At 59.2% G+C, this 11,543-nt stretch carries 7 protein-coding genes; 5 read left to right on the top strand and 2 right to left on the bottom strand.

Annotated features, from left to right (window positions below; all coding sequences use genetic code 11):
- Positions 1-40: 40 nt before the first annotated feature.
- Entirely contained in the window at positions 41-808 is a 768-nt protein-coding gene (locus IM271_RS07970) for a DedA family protein (protein WP_045259445.1), read from the bottom strand.
- A gap of 118 nt (positions 809-926) precedes the next feature.
- On the bottom strand, positions 927-1,772 hold the full coding sequence (araC, locus tag IM271_RS07965) for an arabinose operon transcriptional regulator AraC (protein ID WP_028015490.1): 846 nt from the start codon (positions 1,770-1,772) through the stop codon (positions 927-929).
- 335 nt (positions 1,773-2,107) lie between these two features.
- On the opposite strand from araC, the gene araB reads away from it, so the two are divergent.
- From araB to rapA, 5 genes are all read left to right on the top strand, one after another.
- Positions 2,108-3,817: a ribulokinase gene (gene araB / locus IM271_RS07960; RefSeq protein WP_193052422.1), complete on the top strand. Its 1,710-nt coding sequence runs from the start codon at positions 2,108-2,110 to the stop codon at positions 3,815-3,817.
- A gap of 10 nt (positions 3,818-3,827) precedes the next feature.
- The gene (gene araA / locus IM271_RS07955; RefSeq protein ID WP_028015488.1) at positions 3,828-5,330 is read left to right on the top strand and encodes an L-arabinose isomerase; all 1,503 of its coding nucleotides are present in this window, start codon (positions 3,828-3,830) and stop codon (positions 5,328-5,330) included.
- A gap of 47 nt (positions 5,331-5,377) precedes the next feature.
- A complete protein-coding gene (araD, locus tag IM271_RS07950; protein WP_192971601.1) occupies positions 5,378-6,073 on the top strand; it encodes an L-ribulose-5-phosphate 4-epimerase in 696 nt (231 codons plus the stop codon).
- 73 nt (positions 6,074-6,146) lie between these two features.
- On the top strand, positions 6,147-8,504 hold the full coding sequence (polB, locus tag IM271_RS07945) for a DNA polymerase II (protein ID WP_193052421.1): 2,358 nt from the start codon (positions 6,147-6,149) through the stop codon (positions 8,502-8,504).
- Positions 8,505-8,632: 128 nt separating this feature from the next.
- Positions 8,633-11,539, top strand: a complete 2,907-nt coding sequence (gene rapA / locus IM271_RS07940) for an RNA polymerase-associated protein RapA (protein WP_028015485.1) — start codon at positions 8,633-8,635, stop codon at positions 11,537-11,539.
- Positions 11,540-11,543: the final 4 nt, after the last annotated feature.

Below are 11,543 nucleotides of genomic sequence, written 5' to 3'. Positions count from 1 at the left end.
CCTCATCCTGGCCCTCTCCCACGGGGAGAGGGAAAACACCTTAACGGCTCACCACCTTCAGCAGGATCTCGCCGTACACCGGCATCAGCGGGTGACGAATCAGCGCGACCAGCGCCACCACCGCCACACCCAGCGTCAGCGGGGCCAGCCAGAGCAGGCGCGCGCGCGGGAGATAGCGCGTCAGGCGATCGACGCTGGCTTTCGCGCTGCGCCATAGCCGCCAGCAGAGCCAGGCCGCCAGCCACAGCAGCACCGCCGTTCCCAGCAGCAGCCACTTGAACTCACCGCTTTGCATACCGTCAGGGATATCAATGGCCGCACCCGCGAGGATCCCCGGCAGGAAGTAAAACGGCGGCCAGAATACGCAGCCGATAATGTTCGGCACCACGAATTTTGCGACGGGCAGATCCAGCATCCCCGCCACCATCGGCACTAGCGGACGCGTTGGCCCGACAAAGCGGCCTACCAGAATGGTGAACATGCTGTGCTGGTGCAGCGCATGTTCGGTTTTATCCAGCAGCGCTTTGTTCTTTTTCATGAACGACCAGCGGTGCAGCGGCTTCTTAAAGCGCCAGCCCAGCCAGAAGGAGATCCAGTCCCCCAGCAGGCAGCCGATAATCCCGGCCAGCCACGCCTGCCAGAAATTGACCTCACCGCTGCCAATAAGCGCCCCAAGCCCCGCCATCATCACGGTGCCGGGCAGGATCAGCCCAACCAGCGCCAGCGATTCCAGAAACGCCACCAGCGCCACAGCGATGAGCGAGTACATAACGGACTGGGTAATAAAGTGTTCCAGCAATGCCTGCATAACTATTCCGGTCAGAAAACGAATCAGCGATTCTGCTTAGCGCCCCGCACCGCGTCAAGGCATCAATTGTCTGAATAGTTTACAGGATGCTCCTGAAGTTCACCTGAATGTTTACCGTTTATTCACATCCCGCGCGGAATTCACTGGGACTGGCGCCTGTGCACTTCTTAAACACGCGAGAGAAATAGAGCTGATCTTCAAAGCCCACGTTGCGTCCGACGGTCGCGATAGGCATCCGGGTGGTGCTCAGCAACAGCTTTGCCTGGCTGATGCGCTGATCCTCACGCCAGCTCAGCACGCTCACGCCAAGCTGCTGGCGGAACAGGTGTGACAGGCGGGACGGCGAAAGACAGACGTGCTGGGCAACGCTGGCGATATCAAACTGGCTGTCGGCCAGATGGTCGCTGATGTACTGGCAGGCGTCGCGGACGCGGTTATCCAGCGGCGGGTTAAGCGACTCGTTGATCGCCTCCATGCGGCGCAGCAGCACCTGCTCAAGCAGGTTGATCGCCAGCAGTTCGGCATAGCGCCCGCCCGCCTGCCCCGCCTCAATAATTTGTGCGAACAGTTCACGAAACTGCGCCAGATGCGCCTCATCCGGACGATAAAAACCGGTTTGCGCGAAAATAGCCGGCCATGAGAGCCACTCCTGCCAGTAGGCACGCGGGCGGAAATAGACCCACTGGTGATACCACTCTTTGGCATCCGGGTGACGCCCGTAGTGGTGGATCTCCCCCGGCGGGAACAGCAGCATATCGCCCGGGCGGCAAACAAACTGCCGATCGCCGTTTTTGATCACCCCTTCCCCGCGTACGGTCAGGTTCAGAATATATCCTTTCATGCCGAGCGGCCGGTCGACGTAAAAATCGAGATACCCCTCGGCCTCAATTGGCGTCAGCCCCGCCACCAGATGGGCGTTAAATGAGTATCCCGGCAGCAGGGGATCGTTTTGCGGTTCGGCCATAGATTCAGTTCTCCCAAGGGTCCTGAAGGAAACCATTTGTCCATATCGTTAAAAGCAGTATAAAAATGGCCTGCGAAAAGATCCAAAAAGCATCACGCCTCTTTTACGTCCGCCATGTTTCAGCCTTTTCCCCTGATTTTTCTGCCGACACGGGCAGAGAAGCAGTAACAAAAGTGTCTATAAGTGCGGCAGAAATGTCCACATTGAATATTTGCACGGCGTCACACTTTCCGTCGTAACAGCAATTTAGTCCATAAGATTAGCGGATCCTGCCTGACGATTTTTGTCCCCAGTCTCTAATGTTCTTCCATACCTGTTTCGGATGGAGCAACACCATGGCAATCGCAATTGGCCTCGATTTTGGCAGCGACTCGGTTCGCGCGCTGGCAGTGGACTGTACGACTGGCCAGGAGATAGCAACCAGCGTTGAGTGGTATCCGCGCTGGCAAGAGGGGCGCTACTGCGACGCGCCAAACAACCAGTTCCGTCACCACCCGCGCGATTACATTGAATCGATGGAAGCGGCGCTCAAAACCGTGCTGGCTGAACTGACGGACGCCCAGCGGGCCGACGTCGTGGGGATTGGCGTCGACAGCACCGGTTCAACGCCAGCCCCGGTGGACGCTGAAGGCCGCGTGCTGGCGCTGCGCCCGGAGTTTGCCGACAACCCGAACGCCATGTTCGTGCTTTGGAAAGACCATACCGCCGTGGAAGAGGCGGAAGCCATCACCCGCTTATGCCATCAGCCGGGCAAAACCGACTACTCGCGCTACATCGGCGGCATCTACTCCAGCGAATGGTTCTGGGCCAAAATCCTGCACGTTACCCGCGCGGACGCTTCGGTCGCCCAGGCCGCGGCATCATGGATTGAGCTGTGCGACTGGGTTCCCGCCCTGCTCTCCGGCACCACTCGCCCGCAGGATATCCGCCGCGGCCGCTGCAGCGCCGGGCATAAATCCCTGTGGCATGAAGGCTGGGGCGGTCTTCCTCCGGCAGCGTTCTTCGATGAACTTGACCCGATCATCAACAAAAATCTGAAATACCCGCTCTTTACCGACACCTTCACCGCCGATATTCCGGTCGGCACGCTCTGCGAAGAGTGGGCGACGCGTCTCGGCCTGCCGCAAAGCGTGACCATTTCCGGCGGCGCGTTCGACTGCCACATGGGTGCCGTGGGCGCGGGTGCGCAGCCTAACACGCTGGTGAAAGTGATCGGCACCTCCACCTGCGACATCCTGACGGCAGATAAAACCAGCGTCGGAGACCGCGCGGTGAAAGGGATCTGCGGCCAGGTTGACGGCAGCGTGGTGCCAGATTTTATCGGCCTCGAAGCCGGTCAGTCCGCGTTTGGCGATATCTACGCCTGGTTTGGCCGGGTGCTCGGCTGGCCGCTGGATCAGCTGGCTGCCGCGCATCCTGAGCTGAAAACACAGATTACCGCGAGCAAAAAACAGCTCCTGCCGCAGCTCACCGAAGCCTGGGCAAAAAATCCGACCCTCGACCACCTGCCGGTGGTGCTGGACTGGTTTAACGGTCGCCGCACGCCGTTTGCCAACCAGCGCCTGAAGGGGGTGATTACCGATCTCAACCTGGCGACCGATGCCCCGGCGCTGTTCGGCGGTCTGATTGCCGCCACCGCGTTCGGCGCGCGCGCCATTATGGAGTGCTTCACCGAACAGGGCATCGACGTGAACAACGTGATGGCGCTGGGCGGTATCGCCCGTAAAAACCCGGTGATTATGCAGGCCTGCTGCGACGTGCTGAACCGTCCGTTGCAGATTGTGGCCTCCGATCAGTGCTGCGCGCTGGGCGCCGCGATTTTCGCTGCCGTGGCCGCAGGTGTTCATGCGGATATCCCGACCGCGCAGCAGCACATGGCAAGCGCCGTCGAAAACACGCTCCAGCCGCGTGTCCAGCAGGCACAATGCTTTGAACAGCTTTATCAGCGCTACCAGCAATGGGCAAAAAGCGCCGAGCTTCACTATCTCCCTGTCGCCGCCCCGGCCAAAAGCACCGCGGACACTACGGCAACCCTGACCCATTAAGGACACGATGATGACCATTTTTAATAATTATGAAGTGTGGTTTGTGATTGGCAGCCAGCATCTGTACGGACCGGAAGCGCTGCAGCAGGTAACGAAACACGCGGAGCACGTGGTTAACGCGCTGAACGCGGAAGCCAAACTGCCGTGCAAACTCGTGCTGAAGCCGCTGGGTACGACGCCGGACGAAATCACCAATATCTGCCGTGACGCCAACTACGACGACAAATGCGCCGGCCTGGTCGTGTGGCTGCACACCTTCTCACCGGCCAAAATGTGGATCAACGGCCTGGCAATCCTCAACAAACCGCTGCTGCAGTTCCACACTCAGTTCAATGCCTCCCTGCCGTGGGACAGCATCGACATGGACTTCATGAACCTGAACCAGACCGCGCACGGCGGCCGCGAGTTCGGCTTCATCGGCGCGCGCATGCGCCAGCAGCACGCTGTGGTCACCGGCCACTGGCAGGACGGCAAGGCGCAACAGCGTATCGGCTCCTGGATGCGTCAGGCGGTCTCTAAGCAGGATACCCGCCACCTGAAAGTGGTGCGTTTCGGCGACAACATGCGTGAAGTGGCGGTGACCGACGGCGATAAAGTCGCGGCGCAGATCAAGTTCGGCTTTTCCGTGAATACCTGGGCGGTGGGCGACCTGGTGCAGGTGGTGAATGACATCAGCGACGGCGACGTGAGCGCGCTGGTGGACGAGTACGAAAGCAGCTACCGCCTGACGCCTGCGGCGCAAGTTAACGGCGACAAGCGCCAGAACGTGCTGGATGCAGCGCGCATTGAGCTGGGCATGAAGCGTTTTCTGGAACAGGGCGGCTTCCATGCCTTTACCACTACATTTGAAGATCTGCACGGCCTGAAACAGCTGCCGGGTCTGGCAGTACAACGTCTGATGCAGCAGGGCTACGGCTTTGCGGGTGAAGGCGACTGGAAAACTGCCGCTCTGCTTCGCATCATGAAGGTGATGTCGACCGGTCTGCAGGGCGGCACCTCCTTTATGGAGGACTACACCTACCACTTCGAGAACGGCAACGATCTGGTGCTCGGTTCGCACATGCTGGAAGTGTGTCCCTCCATCGCGGTTGAAGAGAAACCGATCCTTGACGTGCAGTACCTCGGCATCGGCGGCAAAGCGGATCCGGCCCGTCTGATCTTCAACACCCGTACCGGTCCGGCCATCAACGCCAGCCTGATCGACCTCGGCGACCGCTTCCGCCTGCTGGTGAACTGCGTCGATGCGGTTGAAACCCCGCACTCTCTGCCGAAGCTGCCGGTCGCCAATGCCTTGTGGAAAGCGCAGCCGGACCTGCCAACCGCGTCAGAGGCGTGGATCCTGGCGGGTGGCGCGCACCACACCGTCTTCAGCCACGCGCTGGACCTGAACGATATGCGCCAGTTTGCCGAGCTGCACGATATCGAGCTGACCGTGATTGATAACGACACCCGTCTGCCAGCCTTTAAAGACGCGCTGCGCTGGAACGAAGTCTATTACGGTTCAAAACGCTAAGTACGTAATGCCCGGTGGCGCTGCGCTCGCCGGGCAGGGAGACAACGATGTTAGAAGATCTCAAACGTCAGGTACTTGAAGCCAACCTGGCGCTGCCAAAACATAACCTGGTGACCCTGACCTGGGGCAACGTCAGCGCCGTTGACCGGGAAAAAGGGGTATTCGTGATCAAGCCTTCGGGCGTGGATTACACGGTGATGACCGCAGAGGATATGGTCGTGGTCAGCATCGAAACGGGTGAAGTGGTGGAAGGTAACAAAAAACCGTCGTCCGATACGCCCACCCACCGTCTGCTGTATCAGTCCTTCCCGACTATCGGCGGCATCGTGCATACCCATTCGCGTCACGCGACCATCTGGGCGCAGGCGGGCCAGTCTATTCCGGCCACCGGCACCACCCACGCGGACTACTTTTACGGCACCATTCCCTGCACGCGTCTGATGACCGATGCGGAGATTAACGGTGAGTACGAATGGGAAACCGGGAACGTGATCGTCGAAACCTTTGAAAAAAAGGGGATCGACGCGGCGCAAATGCCCGGCGTACTGGTGCATTCCCACGGCCCGTTTGCCTGGGGTAAAAACGCGCAAGACGCGGTGCATAACGCAATAGTGCTGGAGGAAATCGCCTACATGGGGATCTTCTGCCGCCAGCTGGCACCGCAGTTGCCGGATATGCAGCAAACCCTGCTGGATAAACACTACCTACGCAAGCACGGCGCGAAGGCCTATTACGGACAATAAACTGTATATATCCCCAGCATAAAACATTCAACCAGGCTATAATCAGGCCTGGTTTTGTTTTTGGGATAACGGCGTGGCACAGGCGCAAGAAGGCTTTTTACTGACCCGACACTGGCGGGATACCCCTCAGGGCACCGAGGTTGCGTTCTGGCTGGCGACAGATAACGGCCCGCTGCACGTTACGCTTCCTCCTCAGGAATCCGTGGCGTTTATCCCTGAACATTACGTCGAGAAGGTAAAACAACTGCTGCGCGATGAGAACGGCTGGCGCCTCACGCCTCTTGAGCTAAAAGATTTCCATCGTCAGCCGGTGTATGGCCTTTACTGCCGCGCCCATCGCCAGCTGATGCGCTACGAAAAACTGCTGCGCGAAGCGGGCGTGACGCTCTACGAAGCGGACATTCGTCCGCCGGAACGCTTTCTGATGGAGCGGTTTATTACCGCCCCCGTCTGGGTTGACGGCGCTGAGCAAAACGGCACCCTTATCAACGCTCGCCTGAAGCCTAATCCGCATTATCGCCCCCCGCTAAAGTGGGTTTCCCTGGATATCGAAACCACCCGCCACGGCGAACTGTACTGCATCGGCCTGGAAGGCTGCGGGCAGCGGGTTGTCTATATGCTCGGGCCGCCGAACGGCGATGCGTCCGCGCTCGATTTTCAGCTTGAGTACGTCAACAGCCGACCGCAGCTGCTGGAGAAGCTTAACCAGTGGTTTGCCGAGCACGACCCGGACGTGCTGATCGGCTGGAACGTGGTGCAGTTTGACCTGCGCGTGCTGCAAAAACACGCAGAGCGGTATCGCATCCCACTGATGCTCGGGCGCGGCAATACGGAGCTGGAGTGGCGCGAGCACGGCTTTAAGAACGGTGTGTTCTTTGCGCAGGCCAACGGCCGCCTGATTATCGACGGCATCGAGGCGCTGAAATCCGCGTTCTGGAATTTCTCCTCCTTCTCTCTGGAAGCGGTAGCGCAGGAATTGCTCGGTGAAGGCAAATCCATCGACAATCCGTGGGACCGCATGGACGAGATTGACCGGCGCTTCAACGAAGACAAACCGGCGCTCGCTACCTATAACCTGAAAGACTGCGAGCTGGTGACGCAGATATTCCACAAAACCGAGATCATGCCGTTCCTGCTGGAGCGTGCGACGGTAAATGGCCTCGCGGCTGACAGGCACGGCGGCTCGGTAGCCGCCTTTAGCCACCTCTATTTCCCACGAATGCACCGTGCGGGCTATGTTGCGCCCAACCTCGGGGACGTACCGCCGCAGGCCAGCCCCGGCGGCTACGTGATGGACTCCCGCCCAGGACTGTATGATTCGGTTCTGGTGCTGGACTACAAAAGCCTCTACCCGTCAATTATCCGCACTTTCCTTATTGACCCGGTGGGGCTGGTGGAGGGGATGGCGCAGCCAGACGACGCGCACAGCACCGAAGGTTTTCTCGGGGCACGCTTCTCGCGCGAAAAACATTGTCTGCCGGAGATTGTGGGGAACATCTGGCACGGCCGCGACGAGGCGAAACGTCATGGCAACAAGCCGCTCTCGCAGGCCCTGAAAATTATTATGAACGCTTTCTACGGCGTGCTGGGTACCAGCGCCTGCCGCTTCTTCGATCCGCGTCTGGCGTCGTCCATCACCATGCGCGGACACGACATCATGCGTCAGACCAAAGCGCTGATTGAATCCCGGGGCTATGACGTTATCTACGGCGACACGGATTCAACCTTTGTGTGGCTTAAGGGCGCACATTCAGAAGACGACGCCTCACAGATCGGCAAAGAACTGGTGGCCTTCGTAAACGACTGGTGGCAGGAACATTTGCAAAAAGAGCGGTTAACCAGCGCATTAGAACTGGAATTTGAAACCCATTATGCCCGCTTTTTAATGCCCACCATCCGCGGTACTGACCAGGGCAGCAAGAAGCGCTACGCCGGGCTGATCCAGGAGGGTGAAAAGCAGAGAATGGTCTTTAAAGGCCTGGAGACGGTGCGCACTGACTGGACGCCGCTGGCCCAGCAGTTCCAGCAGACGCTCTATCTGCGTATCTTCCGCAACGAGCCCTATCAGGACTACATCCGCGAAACCATCGCCAGCCTGATGGCCGGCGAGCTGGATGACCAGCTGGTGTATCGCAAGCGCCTGCGCCGCCCGCTGGCGGAGTACCAGCGCAACGTCCCGCCCCACGTGCGCGCCGCGCGCCTGGCGGACGAAGAGAATGTACGCCGGGGCCGCGCGCCACAGTATCAGAACCGGGGGACGATAAAATACGTCTGGACAACGAACGGGCCGGAGCCCGTTGATTACCAGCAGTCGCCTCTCGATTACGATCACTACCTGACACGCCAGCTTCAGCCGGTTGCGGAGGGAATTTTACCGTTCATCGACGACGATTTTGCTACACTTGTGACAGGGCAACTTGGCCTATTTTGACGCGTGACGAAATGGCTGCCATCCAGTACCATAGCGCCCTTTCCATTCCCGGACCCATTTTTCGATGACCGTCTTTTTTGACGGGGGTCGAACTATTGCCTGCAATTAAAGATTAGAGCCGAACAACTATGCCTTTTACACTTGGTCAACGCTGGATCAGCGATACAGAAAGCGAACTTGGATTAGGAACCGTCGTTGCCGTTGATGCACGCATGGTTACCCTCCTCTTCCCTGCTACCGGTGAAAACCGCCTGTACGCCCGCAATGACTCCCCTGTGACCCGCGTAATGTTCAATCCGGGCGACACCGTGACCAGCCACGAAGGCTGGCAGCTAAAGGTTGAAGACGTAAAAGAAGAGAATGGACTGCTCGCCTACATCGGAACGCGTCTTGATACCGAAGAGACGAACGTCATCCTGCGTGAAGTACTGCTCGACAGCAAACTGGTGTTCAGCAAGCCGCAGGACCGCCTGTTTGCCGGGCAAATCGACCGTATGGATCGCTTCTCCCTGCGCTACCGCGCGCGTAAGTTCCAGAGCGAACAGTACCGCATGCCGTGGAGCGGCCTGCGCGGCCAGCGCACCAGCCTGATCCCCCACCAGCTGAATATCGCCCATGATGTGGGCCGTCGCCATGCGCCCCGCGTGCTGCTTGCTGACGAAGTGGGCCTGGGTAAAACCATCGAAGCGGGCATGATCCTGCACCAGCAATTGCTCTCTGGCGCTGCCGAGCGCGTGCTGATTGTCGTGCCTGAAACCCTCCAGCACCAGTGGCTGGTGGAGATGCTGCGCCGCTTTAACCTGCGCTTCTCCCTGTTCGACGACGAGCGCTATGCCGAAGCGCAGCACGACGCGGACAACCCGTTTGAAACCGAACAGCTGGTGATCTGCTCGCTGGATTTCGTGCGCCGCAGCAAGCAGCGCCTTGAGCATCTGTGCGATGCCGAATGGGACCTGATGGTCGTCGACGAAGCGCACCACCTGGTGTGGAGCGAAGATGCCCCAAGCCGCGAATATATGGCGATTGAACAGCTTGCCGAGCGCGTGCCCGGCGTCCTGCTGCTGACCGCAACGCCGGAGCAGCTCGGTCTGGAAAGTCACTTCGCCCGTCTGCGCCTGCTCGATCCAAACCGTTTCCACGACTTCGCTCAGTTCGTGGAAGAGCAGAACAACTACCGTCCAGTTGCGGATGCCGTCGCGCTGCTGCTGGCGGGTAAACGTCTCTCAAACGATGAACTCAACACCCTGAGCGATCTGATTGGCGAGCAGGATATCGAGCCGCTTCTGCAGGCTGCGAACAGCGACAGCGAGAATGCGGGATCCGCGCGTAAAGAGCTGATCGACATGCTGATGGACCGTCACGGCACCAGCCGCGTGCTGTTCCGCAACACCCGTAACGGCGTGAAAGGGTTCCCAAAACGCGAACTGCACACCATCAAGCTCCCGCTGCCGACGCAGTATCAGACGGCGATTAAAGTCTCCGGCATTATGGGCGCGCGCAAAACTCAGGAAGAGCGCGCGCGTGACATGCTCTACCCGGAACAGATTTATCAGGAATTTGAAGGCGATACCGGCACCTGGTGGAACTTCGACCCGCGCGTGGAGTGGCTGATGGGCTACCTGACCGCGCACCGCTCCCAGAAAGTGCTGGTGATCTGCGCCAAAGCTGCCACCGCGCTGCAGCTGGAACAGGTTCTGCGCGAGCGCGAAGGCATTCGTGCCGCCGTGTTCCACGAAGGCATGTCCATCGTCGAGCGCGACCGCGCGGCGGCGTGGTTCAGTGAAGAGGACAGCGGCGCGCAGGTGATGCTGTGCTCCGAAATCGGTTCTGAAGGGCGTAACTTCCAGTTCGCCAGCAATCTGGTGATGTTCGATCTGCCGTTCAACCCGGATCTGCTGGAGCAGCGTATCGGCCGTCTGGATCGTATCGGCCAGGCGCATGATATTCAGATCCACGTGCCGTACCTGGAAAAAACCGCTCAGTCCGTGCTGGTGCGCTGGTTCCACGAAGGTCTGGATGCGTTTGAGCATACCTGCCCGACGGGCCGCACCATTTATGACCAGGTGCATGGCGATCTGATCGGTTACCTGGCCGCTCCGGAAAATACCGACGGTTTTGACGATCTGATTAAATCCTGCCGCGAGAAACATGAAGCGCTGAAGGCGCAGCTTGAACAGGGGCGCGACCGCCTGCTGGAGATCCACTCCAACGGTGGCGAAAAAGCGCAGGCGCTTGCCGAGAGCATTGAAGAACAAGATGACGACACCAGCCTGATCGGCTTCTCCATGAACCTGTTCGACATTGTCGGGATTAACCAGGACGATCGTGGCGAGAACCTGATCGTGTTAACCCCGTCAGACCACATGCTGGTGCCCGATTTCCCGGGTCTGCCGGAAGATGGCTGTACCATCACATTCGAGCGTGACGTGGCGCTGTCCCGCGAAGATGCTCAGTTCATCACCTGGGAACACCCGCTGATCCGCAACGGGCTGGATCTGATCCTCTCCGGTGATACCGGCAGCAGCACCATCTCCCTGTTGAAAAACAAGGCGCTGCCCGTAGGCACGCTGCTGCTGGAGCTGATCTATGTTGTGGAAGCACAGGCGCCGAAACAGCTTCAGCTCAACCGCTTCCTGCCGCCAACGCCGGTGCGTTTGCTGCTGGATAAAAACGGTACGAACCTGGCAGGACAGGTGGAGTTCGAAAGCTTCAACCGCCAGCTGAGCGCGGTGAACCGCCATACCGGCAGCAAGCTGGTGAACGCGGTGCAGCAGGACGTGCACGCCATTCTCCAGCAGGGCGAAATCCAGATCGAAAAAGCGGCCCGAGACCTGATTGACGCCGCGCGCAATGAAGCCGACGAGAAACTGTCTGCCGAGCTGTCCCGTCTGGAAGCGTTAAAAGCGGTCAACCCGAACATCCGCGACGACGAACTGGCGGCAATTGAAAGCAACCGTCAGCAGGTGCTGGAAAGCCTGAATCAGGCGGGATGGCGTCTCGACGCCCTGCGTCTTATCGTTGTGACGCATCAGTAAACGG

It is taken from the genome of Enterobacter cloacae complex sp. I3 (assembly GCF_014896175.1).
GTDB classification, from domain to species: Bacteria; Pseudomonadota; Gammaproteobacteria; order Enterobacterales; family Enterobacteriaceae; genus Enterobacter; species Enterobacter bugandensis.
The sequence above is the reverse complement of the archived record's forward strand: the minus strand, read 5'-3'. Positions and strand labels throughout refer to the sequence as shown.

Bases quoted from the DNA above. Each gene is read 5' to 3' on its own strand.
- rapA (WP_028015485.1), top strand. From the start codon at position 8,633: ATGCCTTTTACACTTGGTCAACGCTGGATCAGCGATACAGAAAGCGAA.
- IM271_RS07970 (WP_045259445.1), bottom strand. From the start codon at position 808: ATGCAGGCATTGCTGGAACACTTTATTACCCAGTCCGTTATGTACTCG.
- araC (WP_028015490.1), bottom strand. From the start codon at position 1,772: ATGGCCGAACCGCAAAACGATCCCCTGCTGCCGGGATACTCATTTAAC.
- araB (WP_193052422.1), top strand. From the start codon at position 2,108: ATGGCAATCGCAATTGGCCTCGATTTTGGCAGCGACTCGGTTCGCGCG.
- araD (WP_192971601.1), top strand. From the start codon at position 5,378: ATGTTAGAAGATCTCAAACGTCAGGTACTTGAAGCCAACCTGGCGCTG.
- araA (WP_028015488.1), top strand. From the start codon at position 3,828: ATGACCATTTTTAATAATTATGAAGTGTGGTTTGTGATTGGCAGCCAG.